At 39.7% G+C, this 25,669-nt stretch carries 18 protein-coding genes; 14 read left to right on the forward strand and 4 right to left on the reverse strand.

The annotated features are described in order from the left end of the window. Positions 1-41: 41 nt before the first annotated feature. On the forward strand, positions 42-2,828 hold the full coding sequence (locus AN213_RS12845; protein ID WP_236702927.1) for a response regulator: 2,787 nt from the start codon (positions 42-44) through the stop codon (positions 2,826-2,828). Here AN213_RS12845 and AN213_RS12850 read toward each other — a convergent pair. Further along, on the reverse strand, positions 2,803-7,254 hold the full coding sequence (locus AN213_RS12850) for an EAL domain-containing protein (protein WP_095209753.1): 4,452 nt from the start codon (positions 7,252-7,254) through the stop codon (positions 2,803-2,805). The two genes, AN213_RS12845 and AN213_RS12850, sit on opposite strands and share 26 nt — an antisense overlap. A gap of 253 nt (positions 7,255-7,507) precedes the next feature. Between AN213_RS12850 and AN213_RS12855 the strand changes: the two genes are divergently transcribed. From AN213_RS12855 to AN213_RS12865, 3 genes are all read left to right on the forward strand, one after another. After that, on the forward strand, positions 7,508-8,062 hold the full coding sequence (locus tag AN213_RS12855; RefSeq protein ID WP_055198786.1) for an isochorismatase family protein: 555 nt from the start codon (positions 7,508-7,510) through the stop codon (positions 8,060-8,062). A gap of 76 nt (positions 8,063-8,138) precedes the next feature. After that, the gene (locus AN213_RS12860; protein ID WP_055198787.1) at positions 8,139-9,605 is read left to right on the forward strand and encodes a methyl-accepting chemotaxis protein; all 1,467 of its coding nucleotides are present in this window, start codon (positions 8,139-8,141) and stop codon (positions 9,603-9,605) included. Positions 9,606-9,618: 13 nt separating this feature from the next. Beyond that, positions 9,619-10,104 (forward strand): DUF6436 domain-containing protein, encoded by a 486-nt coding sequence (locus AN213_RS12865; RefSeq protein ID WP_095209754.1) that lies wholly within the window; start codon positions 9,619-9,621, stop codon positions 10,102-10,104. Between the two features lie 53 nt (positions 10,105-10,157). Here AN213_RS12865 and AN213_RS20085 read toward each other — a convergent pair whose 3' ends face one another. Beyond that, positions 10,158-12,431, reverse strand: coding sequence for a CHRD domain-containing protein (locus AN213_RS20085; RefSeq protein ID WP_095209755.1), 2,274 nt, complete (start codon positions 12,429-12,431; stop codon positions 10,158-10,160). Positions 12,432-12,729: 298 nt separating this feature from the next. On the opposite strand from AN213_RS20085, the gene AN213_RS12875 reads away from it, so the two are divergent. Continuing rightward, positions 12,730-13,146 (forward strand): hypothetical protein, encoded by a 417-nt coding sequence (locus AN213_RS12875; protein ID WP_054562460.1) that lies wholly within the window; start codon positions 12,730-12,732, stop codon positions 13,144-13,146. 57 nt (positions 13,147-13,203) lie between these two features. On the opposite strand, the gene AN213_RS12880 is transcribed toward AN213_RS12875, so the two are convergent. After that, positions 13,204-13,902: a hypothetical protein gene (locus tag AN213_RS12880; protein ID WP_055198789.1), complete on the reverse strand. Its 699-nt coding sequence runs from the start codon at positions 13,900-13,902 to the stop codon at positions 13,204-13,206. A gap of 557 nt (positions 13,903-14,459) precedes the next feature. Here AN213_RS12880 and AN213_RS12890 point away from each other — a divergent pair. The 9 genes from AN213_RS12890 (at position 14,460) to AN213_RS12930 (ending at position 24,835) form a co-directional block, all read left to right on the forward strand. Further along, on the forward strand, positions 14,460-15,056 hold the full coding sequence (locus AN213_RS12890; RefSeq protein ID WP_150114718.1) for a hypothetical protein: 597 nt from the start codon (positions 14,460-14,462) through the stop codon (positions 15,054-15,056). A 206-nt stretch (positions 15,057-15,262) separates the two neighbouring features. Beyond that, on the forward strand, positions 15,263-15,745 hold the full coding sequence (locus tag AN213_RS12895; RefSeq protein ID WP_055198792.1) for a hypothetical protein: 483 nt from the start codon (positions 15,263-15,265) through the stop codon (positions 15,743-15,745). A 505-nt stretch (positions 15,746-16,250) separates the two neighbouring features. Then, on the forward strand, positions 16,251-16,538 hold the full coding sequence (locus AN213_RS12900) for a hypothetical protein (RefSeq protein ID WP_150114719.1): 288 nt from the start codon (positions 16,251-16,253) through the stop codon (positions 16,536-16,538). Positions 16,539-16,986: 448 nt separating this feature from the next. Next, positions 16,987-17,490, forward strand: coding sequence for a hypothetical protein (locus tag AN213_RS12905; protein WP_055022465.1), 504 nt, complete (start codon positions 16,987-16,989; stop codon positions 17,488-17,490). A gap of 883 nt (positions 17,491-18,373) precedes the next feature. Continuing rightward, entirely contained in the window at positions 18,374-18,568 is a 195-nt protein-coding gene (locus tag AN213_RS12910; protein ID WP_054554573.1) for a (2Fe-2S)-binding protein, read from the forward strand. Positions 18,569-18,726: 158 nt separating this feature from the next. Then, positions 18,727-20,259 (forward strand): phospholipase D family protein, encoded by a 1,533-nt coding sequence (locus tag AN213_RS12915; protein ID WP_055198794.1) that lies wholly within the window; start codon positions 18,727-18,729, stop codon positions 20,257-20,259. 253 nt (positions 20,260-20,512) lie between these two features. Beyond that, entirely contained in the window at positions 20,513-22,768 is a 2,256-nt protein-coding gene (locus tag AN213_RS12920; RefSeq protein ID WP_054562441.1) for an acyl-CoA dehydrogenase, read from the forward strand. A 145-nt stretch (positions 22,769-22,913) separates the two neighbouring features. Then, on the forward strand, positions 22,914-23,861 hold the full coding sequence (locus AN213_RS12925) for an aminoglycoside phosphotransferase family protein (RefSeq protein ID WP_055198795.1): 948 nt from the start codon (positions 22,914-22,916) through the stop codon (positions 23,859-23,861). A gap of 2 nt (positions 23,862-23,863) precedes the next feature. Next, on the forward strand, positions 23,864-24,835 hold the full coding sequence (locus AN213_RS12930; RefSeq protein WP_055198796.1) for a Gfo/Idh/MocA family protein: 972 nt from the start codon (positions 23,864-23,866) through the stop codon (positions 24,833-24,835). Here AN213_RS12930 and AN213_RS12935 read toward each other — a convergent pair. After that, a complete protein-coding gene (locus tag AN213_RS12935; RefSeq protein ID WP_160318716.1) occupies positions 24,832-25,650 on the reverse strand; it encodes a hypothetical protein in 819 nt (272 codons plus the stop codon). The two genes, AN213_RS12930 and AN213_RS12935, sit on opposite strands and share 4 nt — an antisense overlap. Positions 25,651-25,669: the final 19 nt, after the last annotated feature.

Here is a 25,669-nt window from a genome sequence, read left to right on the forward strand (position 1 = left end):
TTTTAATTTAAAGGTATCACTATGAAGTTAGGATACCTTTTTTGCTTCAAAATAAGCCTTCATATTTCAACTTTTTAGCCGCAGTACTGCTTGGTTGTATTGCGGGAGTTGTTAATTTATTACCAATTTGGTTTTTAGATAGCTCAGAATTTCTTCTTGGTCAGTTTTTTGTGATCCTAAGCTTGCTGCTACTTGGTTGGCGGTTTGCAATAATCACCTTTATTTTAAGTACAGGGTTTATTTTTTACCGCTGGGGGCATGCGTGGCCGTCCATAGTATTTGCACTTGAGCTTATTTGCTTACAGTTATACTGCTTATCAAAAGCGCGGCCGGTATTTTTACGAGGCATGCTATTTTGGCTAGTGATAGGCCTGCCACTACTTTGGAGTTTTGGCCATTTCTTTTTAGGTTTACCAATTCTAACGATTGCTATTGCACTTGCTAAGTACTGCTTAAATGCGGCAATTTACTTATCTGTTATTGATTTACTGAGCTTCTTCTTTAGCCGTTATTCGTGGCATAAACATTATTCGTCGCTCTATAAAATACTTAACTATGTTGTTACTTTACTTGTTGTGCTGGTAGTCATATTAACCTCTGTAGTACTAACCAATAACCATTATGCGCGCATTGAGTATGAGATAAATTCGCAGTTAAAAGAAAAAGCCAAAGAAATCGCACGCACCATTGATGCTCACCTTGATCATAATAAAAAAGGGGTGGTACTCACTGCCAGAAGCATTGCCAACGGTGTCCCTCGTCAAATTGCTCTTGAAAATATGGCAAACCTATACCCTGATTTTAGAACACAGATAATTGCTGATGCTCTTGCTGATGTCACTCATTTTTATCCACAATCGTTAGCGATTAGTTTGCAGCAGTCAAACATTCGCGCCAATGTGGCAGATAGAGATTACTTTATAAATGCACCTAATAATGAGCTTGGTTATATCTCAACAATATTTAAGGGCCGCGGTTTTGGTTCTTTACCTATAGTTGCAGTATCAGCACCGATTTATATTGAAGATACCTTTACTGGCGTCGTTGAAGGCTCACTGATGTTTGATTATTTTGCAGGCCTCAGGCCCAGTCTATTTAGTCACCAAGGCGAGTTGTTGATTTTAGATGCCAGCAACAAAGTGGTATTTAGCACATTAGATGACTTTAAAGAGCTACAACAATTAACAGATGAAGAAATAGATTCGTTTGCAGACGAAGCTCGTTTTAAGATGTTTGATGCTGAGAACGAGCAGCAGTTTTACGCCAGAGAAGCTCGCTCAACAGAGCATAACTGGATTGTAATGACCATGCTCAATCGCAAACATGCCAACAATGTTGCGGTGAGTGCATGGGGTCAGTCTTTGGTGATGATATTGTTTATTATTTTATTAACCAGTGTGTTTATCACGCAATTAAGTCGCTGGTTAATTGCTCCTATCGAAAAGTTAGCTGAACAAATCGACAAATTTGAACCTGAACGGGCAATCACAGATACCGACTTACCACAAACTTGGCTAGAAGTGAGTCGTTTGCAGTCGCAGTTTTCGAGTTTAGCTAATAAGCTAGCGCTTAATTTTAATCGCTTGCATCAAGCGAATCACGAAAACGAAGTGTTGAATAACAAACTGACCGATTTTAATGCCCAGCTCGAGCAACAAGTTAATGATAAAACGAATGAGCTAGTCGAAGCTGTTCGCTTAGCGAATCAAGCCAACCGTACTAAGTCGCAATTTTTAGCGAACATGAGCCATGAAATCCGCACCCCGCTCAATGGTATTTTAGGCATGACTCAACTGCTATTAGAAAACCCTAAACTACCCGAAACTGAGCGTGATGAGCTGGCGATGATCCATCAAAGTGCTAATAACTTATTGTTGATTTTAAATGATATTTTAGATTTCTCGAAAATTGAAGCGGGCGCTCTTAAACTCGAAGACCGTGTTGTTGAAATTAAAGCCTTACTGGCACAATTAGCCAAAGTTTTTAGTAGCACCAGTGTCAAATCTGGCGTTAAATTTAAATTGAGCATTGCAGACAACATACCTGAGTATATCCGTTTAGATCCACTGAGATTTAGTCAAGTAATCAATAACATTTTGAGCAATGCGGGTAAATTTACGGAGTCAGGTGAAATAAACATGCATTGCCAAATGGTCGATGGCGCTCTTGAAATATCAATTCGTGATACAGGCATTGGTATTTCAGTAAATCAACAGGCCAAATTGTTTACAGAGTTTACCCAAGCCGATATATCGACCACACGAAAATATGGTGGTACTGGGCTCGGGCTCACCATTAGTAAACGAATTATAGAGTTGATGGATGGAGAGCTCTCTTTAGTGAGCCAAGAAGGTGAGGGGAGTGAATTTACTATTATTGTGCCAGTGATGGTAAGCGATGCAGAAGCAACTGCAGAACAAAGTACAGACAAGCCAACACTTAGTGGCATAAATGTATTAATTGTTGAAGATAACCCTGTAAATCAAATCGTGCTGCAAAAAATGATGCAAGACACCCAGTGTACTATCAAAAAGGCAAACGATGGCTTACAGGCACTTGAAGAGCTTAAAAGTTTTACGGCAGATATTATATTGATGGACTGCCAAATGCCCCACATGGATGGCTATCAATGTACACAAGCAATTAAACAGAACCCTGCGCTGTATGGCGAAGCTATCATTATTGCTATTACGGCGAACGCCTTTGAAGACGACCAAAAGCGCTGCCTTGTAGCTGGGATGGATGACTTTATCTCGAAGCCCATTAATAAAGATGAGCTTTATCGCTGTCTGAATAAATGGTTTAAAGCGCGTTTAGTCGATCAATGATTGCCTGAATCGTACTTTCTGCAATGAGGTCATCGGCCAACATGGGTTTTGCGAAGTAGTAACCTTGTAAATCTTCGCACCCCATCTCAGTTAAGAAACTGATTTGCTCGCTAGTCTCAACTCCTTCAGCAATACAATATAAGCCTAAGTTCGATGACAACGCATGGATGGTTTTTATTATTGACTCATTACTTTTATCTTGGCCGATATTACGCACGAAGCTTTGGTCAATTTTGATCACATCAATCGGGAATTGACTTAGGTAAGTTAGTGACGAGTAACCTGTGCCAAAGTCATCAAGTAATAGTTTGAAGCCGGCATTTTTAAGTTTTTGCAGCTGTTTAGAAGCTTTTTCTTTATCTTCTAAAAGCGTATTTTCTGTAATTTCAAGACGCAGTTGCACAGGCTTAACCATGTGATTATTCAAAATAAGTAATAAGCGTTCAGTTAAGTTTGATTTTAAAATATGCGTTGGCGACAAGTTTAATGATAAATAAAACTGTGGGTTAGCACGTAGCATTGGCAGCAGCTCTGTTAATGCTCTATCAAGTGCTTGCTCAGTCAACGCATCGATTAGACCTATCTCTTCAGCAATAGGAATGAATTCGGCAGGTGACACAAAACCTTGCTCGTTCTTCCAACGCATTAAAAGCTCAACGCCGTTTATTTTTTTAGTTTTAGCATTAACAATAGGCTGATAGTTATTAAATAACTCATCGTCTTTAAACGCATCTTTCAAGGCATTTTCAAGTAACAGCTTTTTGGTAAGCTGGTTATTCATCTGCTCTGTGAAATATTTAAAATTGTTACGGCCAGATTGCTTAGCATGCATCATGGCTATATCTGAATTTTTAATTAAATCATCTGCTGTTTTCGCATCAAATGGGTAAAGAGCGACACCAACACTTGCTGAAATGTTGATTGAAAAGTCGTCAATTATAACCTTGCTTGCCAGTTCTTCAGTGAGTTTTTTAACGAGATCACTGAGTGTTTGTGGTGAGTGAAGGTCTTTAATAAGAACCAAAAACTCATCACCACTTTGACGGCCTATTACGGCGTTTTCGGGTAACATCAGGCTTACTCTTTGCGTGATATCGCAAAGTAATTGGTCGCCGACAGCGTGCCCGAATGAATCATTTACTGGTTTAAATTTATCTAAATCAATAAATAATAATGCAGCTAGTTTATTGTATTTTTTGGCGTTATTTATACAGTTGCTAATTTTTGTATACATTAAAGAGCGGTTAGGCAGGCCCGTTAACGGGTCATAATTTGCTAAATAACGCAAATCGTCTTCAGCGCGTTTTTGCTCTGTTAAGTCTGAAATTACAATTACATAATGACTAATTGATTGGTTTTCCTTGGCTACAGCCGTGACACTAATATGAACTGGGTGTGCAGGGCTTTTTAGCGTGCGAATAACAGCTTCTGTTTTCCAGTTTTGCTTGGGTTTAAGTGTTTTTAATACGTCTATATATTCAAGGTATTTTGCACGGCCTATGGCTGCAATAAAGTCGCGACTAGTAAGCTCTGCAACATTGTTTGGCGTGGCGAATGCTTCACCAAAACTGGCATTAGCAGAAAATGGTTTGAGTTGATTGTCTAAAATTAGCAACCAGTCGTTTATTTGCCCAAATGCTTCGCCGAGGACACTGGCTTGCTGGGCATTAGCGCGTTGCTCTGTAATATTGGTATAAATACCGGTTATTTTTAATGGGCGGTTTTTTTCATCGGTTGCAATAGTACGACCAATGTCTTCGTACCAAAGCCAGTTACCATTTTTATGTTTTAAACGGTAAGTGGTATTCCATTGTTGGTTATTTGTTTGCTTACAAAATAGTTGCCACTGGCTAGTTACATTATTGCGATCGTGCGGGTGGACTAAGCTCACAAACTTGTTGAGGCTTATACCATCTTTATACTCGGCATAGCCCAGTTCAGCAGAAAAGCGGGTCGTTCTTAAAAACTGTTCTACTAGGTTAATCTCCCAAACACCACTTTTAGTACTACTTAAAGCGAGTTCGGTTTGTTGTTGTGATTTTACTGCCTCTGCATGAGCACGGCCGATCATTTGCTGGCGAGCACGGTATTGCCAAAATAGGAAAAACAAAACAGCTAAAACAATAATGACATAACTTGCTTTTGCAGCAGGAGATGACCAAGGTGCATGTGCAACATTAAATCTTAGTTGCCTAGACGCTGATATTGCATCGCTTAACTCGGTTGACGACGACACTGATAACACATAATTACCAGGCGGTAATTTGGTGAAAAAGACCTCATTGGTTGTTAGCTTGTCGTATTGCAGTGAGGTTGGCCCATCAAGGGTCACTCGATACGATGTTTTATCTTTATTAATGGTATCAAAGTTAGAAAAGGTGACTGCTAAGCCCATATCATCATAAGTGATCTGCAGAGGCGTATTTACATATTTATATGGATGGTAGTTAAGCTCTCGCGAAAGCAAAGATACATTGGTAATTTCGGTATTTATATTACCAGCCTCTACAGGCGACGATAAAAAGTCCTCTGGTGAAAGTAAAAGTACGCCTCGGGTACTACCAAATGCAAGTTGTCCGTTATGTAAGGTGGTGTCGGCATCAATGTTGAATTCATTAACGGCTAAACCATCGCGAATAAAGTAACGGTCAAGTTCTAAGGAGCTTAAATCAAGGCGGTAAAGACCATTTTGAGTACCTAACCATAAAAAGCCAAAACGATCTATTTGCAATGCAAAAACAGATTTAGCTTTTAAGCCAGACTGTATATTAATACGATGTTTAACTTCATAGGTTTTAGCATCGATGCCAATAAGCCCTTCGTCAGCTGAGCCAAGCCACAGGGTGTTGTTATAATCCATCACCCAGTCATCAATGGTAGTGAACGCTAATGGGTTATAATTTTCTGTTTGGTATATCAGTGTTAACTTTTGAGTCTGCTCATTGTAGCGGTACAATTTGCCAGACATACTCAGTACGTATTCGTCGGGGTGGTCTGGCAGTGGCTTTAAAAAAGCATGGGCATTAACTAGGTCAACTTGTTCTTTTAGTCCTTTAATTGTTGAAAGTTCGCCTGTTTTACCATTGTACTTATAAAAATTTTGGTCATCTAAAAATGCAAATTGATCATTACCCATAGCACGAAAGCCCCAGTTAGGGCCGTAATTTATGAGGTGCATGGTCTCAGCATTGCCTTTTATAGGCACTAATTTGCCTGTCTGTTTATCAAACAAGGCAAGACCTATGTATTTCATTAGCCACAGATAACGGTTGCTGTCATCAATGTTAGCTTCAGTAATACCATAAATACCATGCTCACCATGAAAGGCTTTTTCATCGTTACTAACTAAGTAGGGTGTAATATCTTTAGTAAGTTGGTTGTACTTCATTAGGCCATTATCTGTACCTATCCAAACGGTATCATTTTGATCTTGTAATACCGACCAGACATTATTATTGAAGCGAGCTTGGTTATTTTTTAATTCAATGTGTTTAAAACGTCTTGCTAGTGTTGACCATGTGAAAACGCCTTGTGAGCGGGATGCAAGCCACAGCAAGCCAGTTTTATCAATCATTACATCTTGAATTGAATTGTCAGACATTAAAAACTTACTTTGTTCAAAGTTTAAGATGAACTCAACTGACATGGTTTGGCGATTAAATTCGAACAATCCTTTTTCTGTGACGATATATTCACCGAATGAGCTAACAGAATAATCCCAAATATTTAAGTTAGGGATTAACAGCCTTACCTTATCAAATGCCAGTAAACGGTTAGCGTTAAAAGGGATATCAAACATGCCCTCTACAGTGCCTACAAATAAGCCGAGCTGCGCATCGACCCTTAAAAATTTTACGTTTTTATTATCTTCGGTGACCTGAGATTTATCGGTTAGCGGAATATGCGAGATATGATCATCTGCAAGGTTTTTTGAAAAAAGCCCATTTGATGTGCCGATATATAAAAAGTTGTCGTGCAGGGTGAGTGCCCGCACAATGTGCTCTTCTTTATTAATAGAAAACTCATGCAAAAACTTTTTTGATTGCTTGTTGTATGAATAAACGTGCTGGGCAATAGCGAAGTAAAAAAAGTGATCGTCTTCAGTGATTGCTAAAATAGGCGAAAAGAAAACATCTTCAGGGTCTAGTTTGCCAGAATAGATTTTTTCAACTTTTAGCGTTTTTGGGTCTATTAGAAAAGCACCTGAAAACTCAGTGCTGACGAAAATGTTTCCGTCGTCAGTTTTATGCATTGCGGTAATTTGTCGCTGATCGAGCATGTACTCTCCAGCAAAAGGCGCTACCTGATAACCATCATACCTATTTAAGCCTTGGTAGGTACCAATCCAGATAAAGCCTAAATCGTCTTGCACGATTTTAGTTACACTGCCTTGCGTAAGTCCTTCATCGGTTGAAATACGCTGCATTTGCAAAGCATAGTTTTGTGCCAACGCTGAAGAGGAGAGCGTGAAGAACAGCAAACTGAAAATCAAAAGAAAAAGTTTAGGCACTGACTGATTAACCCTAAATTATTATTTGCGCATAATTTTTAACAAAATATAGCACAATTATGACCGTAATTAATGGTTCTGAAAAGAAAAAATAGTAATAAGGTCTACTTGGTGCTGAAACTGAAACCTATGCTATAACTAGTTCAATTATCAGCAATTTGAGAACGTGATGTGCCATTCATTTATCAGCCAAAAAAGTAATGCCTTGTTATTAATTATTGACCTTCAGGCAGGGCTTGAACCGGTAATTAACGACTTTGGTTTAGCTGTTAATCAGACCGAAAAGTTAATAAAAGCAGCTAAAGCTTTAGATATTCCCTATTTATTTACCGAACAAAATCCAACCAAGTTAGGTAAAAGTAGTGAACAGCTCTTACCTTTTATAACTGGCACTAACTGCTATCACAAAATACATTTTAGCGCATGCCAAGAGGTTCAATTTAACAACCTATTGGCTGGCTCTAACCGTAAGCAAATAGTGGTAACGGGTACAGAGTCGCATGTGTGTGTACTGCAAACATGTTTAGACTTAATTGCCAATGGTTGCCAAGTGTTTGTAGTGGAAGATGCCATTGCATCACGCAACGAAAAACACAAAGAGTTGGCAATTAAGCAGCTATCGGCAGCAGGTGCTATTATTACTTGTACAGAAAGTGTGATATTTCAATGGCTAGAAAAAGCAGGGACCGATCAATTTAGGGCATTATTGCAATTAATAAAGTGAACCATGACGCGCATCAAACCGTATTGGCTCGATTAATTGTATTTTTGTAAATTATTTAATGATTAAGGCTTTATCTATGACGAGTGTGCGCCGCCTTTTTACTTATTTGTTCCTTTTATTGTTTGTTGAATCTTTAGTTTTAGGTTTTATCTATTCGACCCTAATTACCGGTGTGGTAACCGGTTTATTATTGCTATCTTTACCGCTTTGGATGCTCCATCAATATCCAACGAGCAAATTAACAGCCCATGTTGTGGCTGCCGGTTGCATGATGTTTTCGTTTTTACACATCCAACAAAGCTACGGCCTAATTGAAGTTCACTTTGAAATATTTATTTTAATGGCCGTGTTGATCATGTTTGTTGAATGGCGCGTGTTTATTACTGCACTTGCTTTTGTGGCAGTTCACCATTTGAGCTTTTACTTTTTACAGATAAACGAAGTCGGTTTATACGTTTTTGACCCAGATCGATTGTATTTTAGCACCGTACTTATCCATGCCGTGTATGCCATTGTTGAAGCAATTGTAGCCGGCTACATTGCAAAAACCCTACACCGTGAACGTAGTTCTGGCTTATCGTTAAGCACAACAACAGAGCAAATAATGGCCGATGAAAACAGCATTAACATTAGTTTAAGAGCGGATGATAGCCACAGTGAAGCCGTGGCGGGTTTTAACCGCTTACTAGGTTTTGTATCGAGCGTGATTGGTGATGTTCAAAGCCAAAGTAGTGTTTTAAAAAACCAGTCTAAACAATTACTTGAAGTACACGACGAATTGCATGAGCAAGCACTTCATCGTGAGCAGTTATCGACGGATATCGCGCAGTCAGGTGAACGAGTCGCCGAAGGCTTTGCTCATGTGGAACAAGAGAGTAATGAACTGCAAACACAATTTGAGCAGCTCCATTTAAGTGCCACAGAGGCATTAAATGAGGTGGCGAATACAGACAGCAAAACGGCTGAGCTTGCTAATAACCTTCAAGAAGCAGATCAAAACATAGGCCAACTGGTGAGTGCATGTTCGCATATCTCAGAATTACTCAATGAAATTTCGTCAATTGCTGAGCAAACGAATTTACTTGCGCTTAACGCTGCAATTGAAGCTGCGCGTGCAGGTGAACAAGGCCGCGGCTTTGCGGTAGTGGCTGATGAAGTTAGAAACTTGGCAACACGCAGTAAAAACACGACGGATAAAATAACCAATACGCTTGAAAGTTTGATGCAAAACAGCGCCTCATCAACTAAGTCGATGCAGGGTAGTGTTGCGCTTATAGAGCAGTTATCTGCAATTAGTTCGCAGATGAAACTGCAAATTACCGAGATGACAGAGCAGGTGAATGTTGCTGCAAGTAGCTCACAGTCGGTTGCTCATGTAGTGCAAAATCAAGCGGGTAATACGCGTGCTATTGCCGATAATTCACAGGCCTTAATTGCTAACCAAGCCAACGACAACTTGATGATTGAAAAACTCACCGATCGCGTACAGTTAATTGATGTAAGTATCGATGTGCTGGAGCAAGGTATTGCTAAATTCAAATAGCAAATGGCTGATAATGGCAACTCTACTTTGGGTTGCCTCTGTGGCATTAGCCTTGGTGTTTGCTTATTCTCAACAAGCAAGCACCTTTGATCCAGATAAAAAGCTAGCCACAACAAATTGGTTACCTGCTTTTCAACAAAGTATGGGGCTTGATATCAACAATGCCGATACCTTGTACATTATTGATGAAAATACCTGTGTATGCTCAGAGCGCTCACAACCGCACATAATAAGCCTTAGCAGCTATGCTTCAGAGCAAGGTATTAAAGTAGTAAAACTTAAACCAACATCTGCGGTTGCTGCAATATTACCCGCTCAACCTGCCGCAGTACTTGTTTCAGAAAATCAACAGCTTGTGTATGCAGGGCCATTATCAAAAGGACTCGCTTGTTCAAGTCAGAATGGCTTTGTTGAGTTAGTAATCGCAAACTTACGTGCGGGTTTTAATAGCCAGTTTATTAACTCAGATGCTGAGGGGTGCTATTGTGAGATTAATTGAGCGAGGAAAGTAACGAAAAGAGGCCAAAAATATTGGCCTCTGACTCTATAAAGTTATTGAATTTGGCCTCGAATCTCACCGCTTGGATTTGCAGGCGTATGAATGTTTACATAATGACCGCCTGAAGCTAAAACTGAAAAGATATCGGCATCTATCATCAAGCCTGTGCTGCTCATCCAGCGATTCATGTCATCACTGTCTTGTACAAGAGGAGCTAACACAGGGCCATTTTCACCGGCTACACCAGTATGAATATGGGCTGCAGTTGCATCGCTTACACCCGATGTTAGTACTTGCAGCTCAACACTGTAATCATTGGTATTCACTAGCGCATAACCATCACCAGATGCATCCGTTGTGACCGCGGGTACTTCTTGTTCACCACTTAGCGGAAAGGTTACAAACACATAGTTGTCGGTAAGGATTTGACCGCGTAGTTCACCGCTTGGGTTTGCAGGAGTATGCACATTGACGTAATGACCACCTGATGCGAGTACTGCAAAAATATCTGCATTAATCATGGTATTTTCAGGTGTTTGCCATAAGTTCATGTTATCGCTTGATTGCTCTAACGCAGCAAGAACGTCGCCATTGGTGCCTATACGACCCGTATGAATGTGAGCAGCAGTGGCGTCACTCACACCTTCGGTTAACGCTCTTAATTCTAGATGGTAATTATCCATGTTAACTAAGGCATAACCACTACCTGATGCCATTGTATCAACGGCTGGAACTTCTTGCATACCACTAAGTGGGAAAGTAACGAGTTGATAGTTATCTGTTAGGATCTGACCTCTAATTTCACCACCCGTGTTAGCAGGTGTATGCACGTTAACGTAATGACCACCTGATGCAAGTACCTCAAATATCTCTGCGTTGATCATGGTATTTGCTGGTGTCATCCACATGCCTGCGTCAGTTGTTGACTGCTCAAGTGCAACGAGTACGTCGCCATTCGTGCCAATTCGGCCAGTGTGAATGTGTGCACCTGTCGCATCATCAACACCCATTGTGTTTACTAATAGCTCTAAGGCATAGTTATCCATGTTGATTAATGCATAACCTTCACCACTTGCATCAGATTCGACAGCAGGAACTTCTTGATCACCGCTTAGTTTAAAGCTCGTAAAGCCATAGTTACTGGTTAGGATTTGCCCGCGAAGCTCGCCGCCAGCATTAGCAGGTGTATGAACATTGACATAGTGACCACCAGAAGCCAGCACTGCAAAAATATCCGCATTGATTTGCGTGTTGCTTGGTGTCATCCAGACATTACTGTCGTCCATTGATTGTTCAAGAGCTACTAATACATCACCATTAGTACCGATACGACCTGTATGAATATGCGCAGCACTTGCATCGTCTAAGCCTGATGTTACAACAGTAAGCTCTACGCTGTAGTCTGTTGTATCAACAAGGGCATAACCATCACCATCAGCCATGGTGCTGACCATAGGCACTTCTTGATCACCACTTAAGTCAAAGGTCGCAACTGCATAGTTGTCTGTTAAGATTTGGCCGCGAATTTCGCCACCGGCAAATTCAGGCGTATGAACATTAACATAGTGACCGCCGTCTAAAAGTACTGCCAGAGTGTCGCTGTCGATCATGGTGCCTTCTGGTACAACCCAGTCAGTCATGACTTCGTCGTCTTGTTCTAAAGTCACGAATACATCACCATTTGAGCCTAATTTTCCTGTATGGATGTGAGCTGCTGTAGCGTCATCAACACCCATAGTCACCGCACGAAGCCGTAATTCTGTCGTGGCGCTATCATAAGATGCATAGCCATAACCCATTGCGTCACTGTCGTTCATAGGCACTTGCTGATCGCCATTTAAAACAAACGTGATGATACTCGTTGTATCAGGCACAATTTGCGCACGAAGTTCGCCGTTTGCATATTGTTCGGTATGAAGGTTAATGTACCAATCTCCGTCCATTAAATCAGCGATCAAGCTTTCATCAAGGTCGGTAATTGCGACTTCATACATACCATCGGTAGTGGCTTCAAATGCAAAAGCAACATCACCATTAGCGCCTAAATCGCCGTCGTGTATGTGTGCTGCACTAAAGCCTTCGACTGAGCTTGCATCAAGTGTTGCACGAAATTGCATTAAACTTTCGTCAAGCTCTACCGTTGCAGTCGCTGTTTGCATTGAGTCATTCATTGGCACTTCTTGTTTGCCACTTAAAGTTACAGAATAGGTTTTACTTGGAGTGAATTCTTGAACTGGGGGAGGGGTAACAACTTCGGTATTATCGTCATCATCATCGCTACACGCGGTGAGAAAAAGTAAGCTGCTAGCCAGGAGTATGTATTTCATCGTTCTTCCTTATATCTTTGTATGTTCGGACGTTACGACGTGTCCATTTCAATAAGGCTTACGGCAGGTGTTTAAAAAGAGATCACAAAAGGTTATTTAAAAGTTAAAAACTGGTTCTTTAGTATTGGTTTGTTGAAAGAGGGGATTAATAGTTAAAGTTTAATATCGCTAACTTTAAAGGAACATACATGCTTAGCAACATAAAAAGTGTTGGGTGGTAAATGGGTACGGATTGTGCATCTATTTTGTTATCAAAAGGTTTATAGCTAAACGTCAAAAAATTAACGATAGGAAAACTATGCAGCTAACTTCGTACACATCCTCATTCCTAAAAGAGCCATTATTAGATCAACAAAATAAAAATGAGCTAAACCCAGAAAGTGAAAAAGCAATAAACCTTCAAGGCTCTAAACAACAAGAAGCGGGCGTTGATTCTGATCCACAAGCAGAAGCTCAATCAAAGACATCACAAACACAACAAGAGCTAGTAGTAAAAATAAAGGAGTTACAAAATAAGATTAATAGTTTAAAAAGCAACAAAGACCTAGCTCCAGAACAACGAGAAAGTGAGTTACTAGAGCTTAATAAACAACTTGATGAAGAAATAAATGCAGTCCAGCTTGCCGTAAAAAGTAATGTTTCTACGATGATAAACTCTTTGTTTGCTCCTACTTCTAGTAATCATTCTGGTATGCTGTTTAACAATAAAGCCTAAGTTTAAGGCAAAGCGCTTGCTCGCAGTTGCTTTGCCAATTGCACATTTATAAGTCCGCTAAATTACATACTTTATAAGTGAGTAGATGAGAGTACATATAAAGGTAAATAGGAAGAACCATTTTATGTGAACTGTTATTGGTGACCCGCGTTTGGCTGTTCTGATCATAGTGACTGGGTAATCATACTCAACAAGTGTCTTGAAGAGCTCAGGGTGTTCTAAGCTCCAGTCATTTAAAGGAATTGAATCACCATAGCGAGTTTTAAAAATTACAGAAAATAGATAGGCACGCCTAGGTTGTGGATCGTTAATATCGTAGCCGCTTTTGGTGCGTGTAAAATTCCATACGGCCTCAACATTAAGTAAATCTTCTCTTTTAATTGTTCGTGGTTTTCTGTCATCGAATAAAAGTGCAGGCAGGTAAACCTGTTCTTGGTTTATTTTAATTTCGCACAACGGGGATTCATGAATGAAGTAACGCTTATTGGCGATAAACATTTGAACTAAAAAGTAACTGAGATATGTAATGATCACAGCGGCAATTGCACCTGCACCGGATTGTGTTTTCCAAACAAGGTGGCAAGCAATGATGAATATAGCACCAGTGATTAATTTTGCTTTGAATTTCTGCGCTTTAGGTAAAGGGACTGCGCATCTCAAGATAGGTATTTCAGTTTGCACTTTCGTTTTTATGAAAGTCTGAAAAAAGATTGAGTTAAAGTTATCACGGGTTAATTTAAAAGTAGGCGCTTCCATGTGTCCTCGATTACTGATTTAGTGTTGGGCGTAAAATAGCAAATGCAGTGCTTTACTATCAACTAAAACACCAGATTGTGTTTAAGTTTGGTTGGAGCATAACTTGCTTTTTATTGGTATAGTAAGTTACTGATAAATATGTAAATGTGAACTGGTGAAATGATAGATTATTTTCTTATTATTTTGATGGTACTTTCGGCTGTTTTATTTTTGTTTGTAATGGTTTCGTTTATCTTAGCTCCAAAATTCGCAAAAAAAGAGCTTTTCATAAACTACTACGGCGGAACAGGTGCAATTTATCATGGTTTTAAGCTGTTCAAAGTTGAATCCTATCGGGAAGACAAAGTGTGGGTTTGTAAAGCCATTAAATACTCATCTATAGCAATTGTAGTAATGTTTTTCATTATGGTTTTTTTAATAAAATTGAATGGAGTTCAACAGAGCTAGGAGTCGGTTCTTGTTTTCCTTTCGTGGATTATGGTTAAGCACTATGCCAAAAAACGTAACAGTTTTTTCTGAGCTAATCGTAGGGTTTCAAATTAAATGCTGGAGATACTATGAGGTATTTAATTTTTATCCTTTTATTCCAAAGCGGCATTTCCATGGCGTTACAGCCTATATCAGAATATTGTGAAGATTCTGATTTGTTACTCAGTTTTGCTGGTGATACCTTTGCAGCAACAAATTGCTTAGCTTATGGGTTTAATGCGGAGAATGCGTTCTTTTCTAAAGCTATTAATACAAGTATTAGATTTGAAAAAATTAAGCCTACAATTGATACATTTGTCAAAATTGTCAATACAGATGGAGGGTCATCCTTTGACAAACAAGAAGTTTTTTATAAGTACGTTGGGGAAATAGATAGTTTCTCAGTGCCTCTATTTGCGAGCTATGATGAATTCGAAGATGCTAAAGCTTCATTAGTATTTTCGATTAACTACACAACTAGTTGTAACATATCAGTGTTAGATTACAGTGGAGGTGATAAATTTATGATTGGATATAAACTAAATCGAATGACTGATGAAGGTAAATACAACTATGATTATTTGCATATAGAGCTCCCTAAAGAAGCAAAAATAAATAAAGCGGATAGTGATGGTTTAATAGATGCTTTTTGTCATAATGATTTAAGCTTTAAAAATAAAGAATAATAGTAAGTAGCTTTTATCTACAAAGAGGTCAAGCTACATTTTTCCTTCTAAATTATAATACCCACTTCAGTTCAGTCTTTAGTTGAGGTCAAAAAAGAAAGACCTGAACCCATTTTGTGTTCGTTCGATATCGGCTCGGGGAAAAGAAACTAGCATGGTTCATACGGCAACTTCTGCCCATAGATTAGCCATAGGAGATTTAGTTAATGTATGAACTTTATTTTCAGTCCGATTTTATGGGAACCAAAATTGGCTTTTACTTAACACTTGTTTGTTCTGTTCTACTAATATTGTGCTGCCCGAAGATAAAATACTGGTACGAAAATAAACTACAGTTTGAAAAGAAAGTTAACTTCTGGTTTGGCTTCTTATTTGTATTTGGCTTTTTTGTAATGCAGTCACTGTCATTTTATGGCCTAGTATTAAAATCTAATGGCATAGATTCTGGAAATTATTCTACAGTTGAAGGAGCTATTGAAGATATTCAAATTGTTGAAAGAAATAGTAGAGAAGAGGCTTTTACTGTTGATGGAGTACGCTTTAAGTACAATGATTACGGAACAGAAAACACCTTTTTTGCGAATAGAAAGCATGATTCAGATACAATCCAAGAGGGGCGAGTTGTAAAAATTGCTTACCTTAGAGAAGGAAATGAAAACCTGATTTTTGAGTTGAGCGTAAGAAAGTAAATGTTAGCAAGGATGTGCTCTTTTTAACTCAAGAAAACAACTGCTGGAGGCGTTCTATCAGATCTCCAAGGGGGCAAATTTGAACATAGTTTTATCACTGCTGCTATTAGAAAGGTATTGTGAAAATTCAAACCAATGCAACGTATGGGCGTGTAATAATCCAAGCAATTGCTGGGGGACTGTGGATGTGACCACAACAAACCAAACTCAATATAGTGAAGATTTGTATTAGTATGAGTTTGAGGTTTTTTAAAGATGGAACCTTAATCAACGATAATTTAATTGATTATTCTACTGAAATTAACTACGAGTCACAAACAGTGATTGGTAGCAAGTCTCACTTTCGGGTATTGAGTGGTTTTGGGAATAAAGGGGTCATATGCGAAGTATAATTTTTTTGGTATCGATAATCCTAAATTTTGTATTAATTTATATAGCTTATGGTTATAACCATGATGAGAATGGGGTTTTTATTCTAGCTAATCCTTATGAAAGAAAGTGTCTAATGGACTGGAAATCTAAAGACCCAAACGTTTCTTATATCAAAGAACATAAAGTGAGCGGTCCTGAGCCTTTTAAGGAAAGTGTCATATTGGAGTTTGGAGGCTACCCTTCAAATGTATCTTTCGAATATGAGTTTTCCTCTTGTTTTAGTGATAGTTTTACTTGGGTAAAATCACTAGAAGAGTTAGATGTTACGGTGGAAATCTTCAAGTCTCAGTCAAAAAGTGTTGGATTCTATAAACCTATGGATTCAGATAGAATACTTGTTTATGGAGATCATGATCACTAAGGGGCCTCAATAGACTTTTAATCTAGAAAAATAGTTGCAATGGGTTAATTTAGCACTTTCTGATTTTGTGTAACTTCCTTTGCTGAAATGAACAGTCTAAACAAATTTGAAGGTTATTTTAAAACCAATAGGGTCAGGTCTTTCTTTTTGCCTTTTAGCTAGTCCAATGTTGTTTATAAGCAATGGTTTAATAGAAGTTCTCAACGTGTAGGGCATTTTACGATGGGCAAGCACAAACTCCAGAATGGATTGAAATCGACAAAATGTTACTCCAATTTGGCAAATCTAAAGCAACATCAAGGCGTAAGTTAGCGGTAATTGTCGAGCAAAGAAAAGAGTTGGGTGATTATTTTCAATTACGCTATTCGCGTGTAAGTAAGATGGTGGCAAAAAGCAAGACCTGTCCCCATGGTTGAGCGAAATACTTACACTAGACGAGGGAAGACATATGAAATTCCATTACGCTAAAAAAACGTTAACATTATGCCTAGTGTTGCTATCGTTTGCTTCCTTTGCAAATCCTTTAACGACGAACCTCACATGTACTCCAAAAGAAAGCAAGGTTCCATTGATTGTTAAGTTGGATAAATCATTAACAGCAAAATCAAAAGAGTATGTTTTCCACTATCAGAATAACTTTTCTGGTTGGGTATTTGAATCATATCTGTTCATTGGAGAGGTTAATGGTGACTACGTTATTGTCAGTGCAGGAAGTGGACTGGCGAAAAGGACGACCTCTATCACAAAGGCTGAATACGTCCGCATACGGAATAATGTGATAAAAAGTACAAGCTATAAAATTAGTAGTCCGATTACAGAGAACCAAGAATTCTGCCAGTATTTCGATATCGATGGTAAAAAAAGAGTTGTCTTAGATGAAGAGAATTCAGACCCTATGTTGAGGAAGCTAAGAAAAGAGCTTGATGCACTTATCATTTATCGTAAAGAATGAGAAAAAATAGGGCCGCGTCTTGCCTTTTTCCTATTTATTGCGGAACAAAAAGCTTTTAGTTCGCAGCCAATCCCAGTAGAACTGCGCACTTGCTAGCAGCAGGTCGTGCAATTTATGTCGGTGCTGCTAACTAGTGGCGCTGGCTCAAATAGCTAGCTCTGCTGTTTTTAAGTGACACAGCTTACTTGATTTGTATGAACACGGTACTTGTTTCAGTTGCCCTTAATGAAGTGTATTTACGTGGCGGGTGTTTGTTATTAATTAAATGAATCGAGACAGAATTTGTTGTTTGAGTGTTTTTAAGCTCGTTGGTAGAGTCGGTTGAAATAAAAGGTTTATGAGCTCACGATTTCTGAATGGAAAATGAAGTTTTAAAAACGATTCATCCCATCAAAAGAATTAGCTACCAGCCCAATTTTACTCACTTGATCACATAGCTTTTTATACAAACCAAGCGTTGGCTGTATGGTCAAACAGTTGCCAGAAATTAATCTCATAGGGAGGCTAAAGTCCGTGAAAAGACTATAGGATCAGGTCTCTCTTTTTGTCTTTTGCTTAAAAAAGTTAAAACCAGATATGTTCCTGACGATTAAGAGTTTTTAAAGTGTTGGCTTCTTTATTTTTCATCGCCCAATGCTCTGTATTTGAGCCATCCTCTCTTTTTCATTCAACTCCAAACTAAACCCCCTCAAAAAAGTTAGAAATTTTTTCTTTGCTCGCCTTTAACTAACTGCCCAAATCATAAGGGAAAATTTTTAGCTGTGTGCTAATTATGAGATTTTGGTATAAAAGTTATGCAAATATTGCCTATAACACTATTGCGAACTATTACCGTTTAGATTAATATGCAGACCATCAAGAGAAATGAGAGTGGTTTGCATTCATGTATATCTGTTTATGTCATGGTGTGACTGATAAAAAAATCGAACAAACAATTGATGATGGCGCTATGACGATGCGCGATTTATCAAAAGAGCTGCAAGTGGGTAGCCAGTGCGGCAAGTGTTGTGGTTGTTGTAAAAAAATTCTTAATCGCAAACTGATCGAAATTGCAGATATCACTGAGCAAGTAGCGTAATTACTTGCTCTTAAGCATGCGTGCTTAAGAATTTTTCCTTCGTTTAATTCTTCTAATTAATCCCCATACTTACGAGTTTTTATTTGCTTTTAACCCCTTCATTTATTAGGGTTATAACAAAGCAGATACGTGTATCACACGGTCATTGGTAGGAAGCCATGATAATAGACTCTTCAAAATCACTTTTTTGTGCAGTACTCATTTTAATCACCGCGGGTTGTGCGCAGTTACCTTCACGAGAGTCAATTCAACCAAGCTATGCCATTGCAGCGGATACACCCAGTACCATAGGAGATGCAGTGGGTAATAATCATCCTGGGTTATCAGGGTTTTATCCTTTAGCAGATGGGGTCGATGCCTTTGTAGCTAGGTTGGCACTCATTGATTCTGCAGAGCACACCATTGATGTGCAGTACTATTTATACCACAGGCAGCAAACCACCATTTTATTTACGGCCTTTTTATTAAAAGCCGCAGATAGGGGGGTAAGAATTCGCTTGTTGCTTGATGACTTATCGCAAGCCGACAGTGAGCTTGATTTAGCTGCACTGGCTGTTCACCCTAATATTGAAGTTCGATTATTTAATCCATTTCCTAACCGTCGTTTTAGAGCGCTCGGTTTTGTTACCAACTTTAGCCAGCTTTCAAGACGTATGCATAACAAGAGCTTTATTGTTGATAATCGGATTTTTATCACCGGTGGGCGCAACATAGGTAATGCGTATTTCTCGGCTGAAGATCATTCTGAATTTATTGATTTAGATGTGATGAGTGTTGGCGAGATTGTGCCAGAGGCATCAAAAGCATTTGATTTATATTGGAATCATCAGCTGTCTTACCCTGTTGAAGACTTGCACGGTGAACGTGATGAGCAATCACTTATTGATATCACTAAAACTTTATCGACCTATGTTGAGCAAAATCAGCAGAGTAATTACGTTGAGCAGTTACGCGAAAGCGCCTTTGTAAAACGCTTGTTGCACGATGAAATAGAATTCGATTGGCAAAAGTCTGTGTTGTTTTATGATCACCCCGATAAGGTGATGAACGACGTCAGTGAAAAATCGGCCAATATGTCGCCAATGTTGTTTAAAGAAATGGGCGAGCCGAAACAAAAAGCAATTATTGTGTCGCCGTATTTTATTCCTCGTGAGCAGGGCGTTAAATTACTAACCAATTGGGCAAAGCAGGGCGTTGATGTCACTGTACTGACTAATTCTTTAGCTGCTACCGATGTATCTGCGGTGCATGCTGGTTATAAAAAGTACCGAGAAGATCTTATAAAGGGTGGGGTTAAGCTATGGGAGTTAAAACCCAGTGACTTAATGGCCATTAAGCGCAAAGCAGGGCGTAAAGTAACCGGGTCATCACAAGCAAGTTTACACGCAAAAACCATGACCTTTGATGATGAAAAGATTTTTGTGGGCACCATGAACCTCGACCCTCGCTCGCTTGATTTAAATACCGAGATGGGCGTATTAATCGAAAGCGAAAAACTTAGCCGCTTTTTGGCCCATTGGGTTGATACGCAAATGCCTGAATATGCCTGGAAAGTTGAGCTCAAAGATAATAACTTAGTTTGGCTCGATACCGTGAGTAATGAGCAGTTTGATGAAGAACCACAAACGTCTTCGTGGCGACGCTTTCAAGTGTGGTTTATTTCGTTATTCCCTATCGAAGATGAGCTATAAGCCATTCCTTCAGTATTTATACCTAAGCCCAACTTTTTAGTTGGGCTTTTTGTTTTCAGCCTTTAGTTGTTAACCATTTCGGGATAAAAAATGGCGTTTGAGCGTACACGTGTAAACCCATTGTATTCAAGTGCTTAGCGTGCAAAGAAAAAATAAATATAAAAAAATGTTAAAAAAACTGGTTGGACCAATTGATCTATTGCTCGTTTTATGACGTAATGTAGGTATCACTATCTGGTCGGATGAGTTTATTATGAGCTTACGTACAAAATTAAAAAAAGTATTACCTAGTATTTCAATTACAGAACAAGAAGCGTTAGATGCGGGTGATGTTTGGTTAGAAGGTTCAATCTACCAAGGTAAACCTGATTTCGATGCACTTCGTGACGTGCCAGCAGCTAAGCTGAGCGCTGAAGAGCAAGCATTCTTAGATGGCCCAGTGAAAGAATTATTATCAATGATTGATGATTCTGAAATTCAAAATGGTGTTCATCTTCCTGACTACATTCTTGATTTCTTGAAAAAAGAGCGTTTTTTCTCGCTTATCATTCCTAAATCATTCGGCGGTTTAGAATTCAGCCCTTATGCAAACTCAACAATTGTTGCAACTATCGCGACTAAGAGTTCTGCGGTTGCGGTAACCGTGATGGTTCCTAACTCATTAGGCCCAGGTGAGCTATTACTTCACTTTGGTACTAAAGAGCAACAAGATCACTACTTACCACGCCTTGCAAATGGTCGTGATATTCCATGTTTCGCACTAACTAGCCCAGAAGCGGGTTCAGATGCGGGTGGTATTCCAGATATTGGTGTTGTTAAACGTGGTCAGTTCAATGGCGAAGAAGTGTTAGGTTTAGAAATTACCTGGGACAAACGCTACATTACACTTGCGCCAATTGCGACAGTATTAGGTTTAGCATTTAAAGTAGTTGACCCTGACGGTTTACTAGGTGGCAAAGAAAACCTAGGTATTACCTGTGCGCTTATTCCTAAAGATCACCCAGGTGTTGAACTTGGTAATCGTCATGATCCTATGGGCATCCGTTTTTACAACGGTACGACTCGCGGCGAAAAAGTATTTGTACCAATGGACTTCATCATTGGTGGTCAAAAGAACATCGGCCGTGGCTGGCAAATGCTGGTTAGCTGTTTAGGTGCAGGCCGTGGTATTTCGTTACCGGCACTTGGTGTTAGTTCATCACAAGTAGCATTTAAAGGTGCTTCTGAGTACGCAGCAGTACGTGAGCAGTTTGGTCTGGCGATTGGTCAATTCGAAGGTATCCAAGAGAAGCTTGCTGATATCGCAGGTAAAACTTACCTTCAAGAAGCAATGCGTGTATTAACAACAGAAGGTTTAGGCATGGGCTTAAAACCATCTGTAGTTACTGCGATTGCTAAATACCACATGACAGAAATTGGTCGTAACGTGCTTGATTCAGCAATGGATATTCAAGCAGGTAAGGCAATTCAAAATGGTCCGCAAAATACATTAGCAAGTGGTTATGTTGCACAACCAATCGCGATCACGGTTGAAGGTGCAAACATTCTTACTCGTAACCTAATGATTTTTGGTCAAGGTGTAATGCGTTGTCACCCTTACCTACAAACTATGGTTGAGTCTATCCACAGCGAAGACAAAAATGCAGATAAAGAATTCAACAGCATCTTACGTAAAACAGTGGGTTACAGCGTAGCTAATAGCTTACGAGCTTTCCGTTTAGGCGTATTACCGTTTACTGCGGGTGCTAAATCGTCACTACCAGAAGTACGTGAATACGAAAAAGCAGCACACAAACTATCTGCAAAACTTGCAGTTTACGCTGACTTCTCGTTATTGGTACTTGGCGGCAAACTTAAACAAGCAGAAATGTTATCTGCACGTTTAGGCGACGTAATGAGCTTCTTATACGCTGCTATGGCATCAATTAAATATTACGAGCAAAAAGTAGCAAGCAGTGAACGTGAGCAAGCTGCACCTTACTTCCACTATGCGACTCGCTTTGCACTACAAAGCGCTGAAGAAGCATTGCATAAGTTCTTAGATAACTTCCCTGCAAGTGGTACTCGTAAGTTTATGCGTTTCATTACGATGAATTACTCAATGAAAATGCCTAAGATCAGCGATGATTTAATCCGTGAACTTGCGACTCAAGCGCAAATGGATACCGCATTTAAAGCGCAAATCACTCACTTGGTAAACCCAATTGAAGGTGATGGTCATTACATCAATGAGCAAGCGTACAAAGCGAAAATGGCGTGCCTTGATTTACTTAAGAAAGTTAAAAAAGCACTTCGTGCTAAAACTATTAAGCCGGGCGTTCGTTTTGCAGAAACGCTTGATAATGCACTTGTTGCAAGTGTTATCAACGAAGAAGAGTATGCAAAACTGATTGATTACAACAAGAAACGTGAAAAAGCGATTCGTGTTGATGAGTTCGACTTTGATATGAACTTACTGGATGACAATGCAAAGCCAGTAAACCCACTTAAAAGTGTGGTAAACGAGTAATTCAACAATGCAAGTCCTGAGCAGTATTAGGACTTTATCTTCGAAAACCCGTGCTTAGCACGGGTTTTTTATTGCCTATAGGCCGTTGTACCAATAGCTAATTTCACCTACTATTGCCATCAGTTTATATAAATTACAGAGCGTTATGGATCTTAGGCAATTCGTTACTTGTCACTTTTCAAACATTACAGAGCTACAGCAAGCAGCATCAGTATGGAGTGGATGCGGTGAGATTATTCGTTGTCAAATGAATGGTGCTGCTGCGGTAATTAAAGCGATTGAAGTGCCTAGTCAGATCAATCACAGTCGTATAAAACAAAGTGATTTTGCGCTTGCCAGAAAGCGGCAATCTTATTTAGTCGAATTTAATTGGTATCGACACTACGCTAAGCAATTACCCCATGAAGCTGCGGCTATCCACTGTATTGAGGCAATACAAGAGGGCAGTAAGCAAGCGCTGTTATTTAGTGATTTCAGTGCACTTGGCTACCTGCAAGCAAGTGCTACACACAGCGACATTCAAGCAATTATAAACTGGCTTGCACACTTTCATGCTTTTCATTTAGCAAGCTCTTCCAATGGCCTTTGGCCGCGAGGTAGTTATTGGCATTTAGCAACGCGGCCTGATGAGCTACAGCGCATGAGCGATTTAAGCTTAAAAGCGCAGGCACACGCTATTGATACTGCGCTGAGTGAGTCACCTTACCAAACGTTAATTCATGGTGATGCTAAGCTTGCCAATTTTGCGATTGCGCCACAAAACCAGCATGTTCTTGGCTATGACTTTCAATATGTTGGCAAGGGTGTTGGGGTGATTGATGTGATGTATTTTTTAGGCAGTTGCTTAAATGATACGGCATTAAAATCAGTTGCCGATGACTATTTGAATCGCTATTTTGACACCCTCACACAGGCACTAAAACGTTATCAACCGAATGTAAACCCAGCGCTTGTTGTTAGCAGTTGGCGAGCGCTTTGGTGTTACGCATGGAGCGATTTTTATCGTTTTTTAGCAGGTTGGTGCCCTGAACATGCAAAAATAAACGGCTACATGCAGCAGCAATTTGTAACGTACTTAAAAATAAAGGATTAGCAATGAATAAGCCAATGCGATTTGCCATTATTGGCTGTGGTGCTGTAACCGAAGTGAAAAGCGGCCCTGCTTATCAGCAAGCAGAAGGTATTGCGCTTATTGGAGTGACACGTCGCGACCTAGAAAAAGCCCATGATTACGCTAAACGTCATAATGTCGCAAAGGTGTTCGCATCACCAAGCGAACTAATTAACGATAACAGTGTTGATGCAGTGTATATTGCCACGCCGCCAGATAGCCATAAAGCGTTTGCTCTTGAAGTTGCTGCGGCAGGTAAACCATGTTGTATTGAAAAGCCGTTGGCGCCAAGTTATCAAGACAGCCTTGACATTGTCGCAGCGTTTAAAGAGGCTAAACAGCCGCTATTTGTGGCTTATTATCGCCGTTCACTACCACGCTTTAATCACGTTAAACAGTTACTAGAACAAGGCGCCATTGGTAAGCCTCGTCATGTTAGTTGGCATTTAAGTAAAGCTCCTAACACCCTTGATTTATCGGGTGAGTACAACTGGCGCACAGATCAAAATGTGGCACGAGGAGGTTACTTCGACGATTTAGCCAGCCATGGTCTTGATTTACTTGCCTACCTTTTAGGTGACTTTAGTAAGGTGCATGGTTTATGTGCTAATCAACAAGGCTTATATTCAGCATTCGATGCTATTACCGCTCACTGGCAGCATCAATCTGGTGTTACAGGCACCGGGAGCTGGAACTTTGCTTCAGCAAACCGTTTTGATGATGTGATGATTTACGGCAGTGAAGGCGAGCTTAGCTTTAGTGTTTTTGACGAAAAGCCGATTGTGCTTAACAACGCACAGGGCAAACAACAGCTCGTAATTGATAACCCTGCGCATATTCAACAATATCATGTTGAAAATATGGCGAACTATTTTCATGCTCAGCAACCACACCCATCAACCGGTGAGAGCGCACTACATACAAGTTGGGTTATGGAGCAGATTTTATCAGCTTAGTGCTCAAACGCTGCATTGAAGGCATTTACAATTTGTGTGTTTTCACCTTCATGAAATAGCGCCATTAGGCGCTCACTAACTAAAGTGCGTACCTTTTCTGTTTTAAGCGCTTTGTCGAACAGCGCGATTGCTTGTTTGCCAACCTCTGTTGGTGAGCAAGCAATATAACCAAACACCGCGGCTTTTTCTGGTTTAAGGCTGATATAACGAATACTACTCAGTCCCGGAGCTCGTTTATAACGGTTGCTAAATATCGTTTGGTATTCTAAAACGGCATCAATTTTATTTTGGAATAGCATTTGCCCGAGTCTTGGTGCATTTGTAGCTCCATCGAGTATAAAAAAGTGCTCATCATTTAAACGGACAAACTTATCAATCTCTTCTGAGTATGAACGGCCTTTGGTGACGCCAATTGTTAAGTCATAGTAATAGATAGCTTGTAGTAGGGTAATAGCGTCTGGAATGGTGGGCTTATTAAATACCACCAGTTTATTTGAAGGAAATGCCATCAGAGGGTACTGACTAAACACAGCATGAGCTTCACGCTCTGGGGTTTTTAATTTATTGTACAAGCAAACATTGTTCATTTTGCTTAATTGCTGCCACTCTCTTAAGCGGCTTGCAGGTATAAAATGTAGGCTGATTTCATCGCCTAATTCAGCTGCTGCAGCCAGTAAAAACGTGGTGGCCTCATTTTCAGGGTTACCGCCATCTTGGGGAACAAAGTCTGCCATAACTTGAATATCGAGAGTTTCACTGTGGACCGGTAGGCAAATACACAAAAGTAGTATCGAGTTGAAGATAAACGTTTTCATTACTGCAGGCCCAAAATAA

It is taken from the genome of Pseudoalteromonas sp. P1-8 (assembly GCF_001399985.1).
Classification (GTDB): domain Bacteria; phylum Pseudomonadota; class Gammaproteobacteria; order Enterobacterales; family Alteromonadaceae; genus Pseudoalteromonas.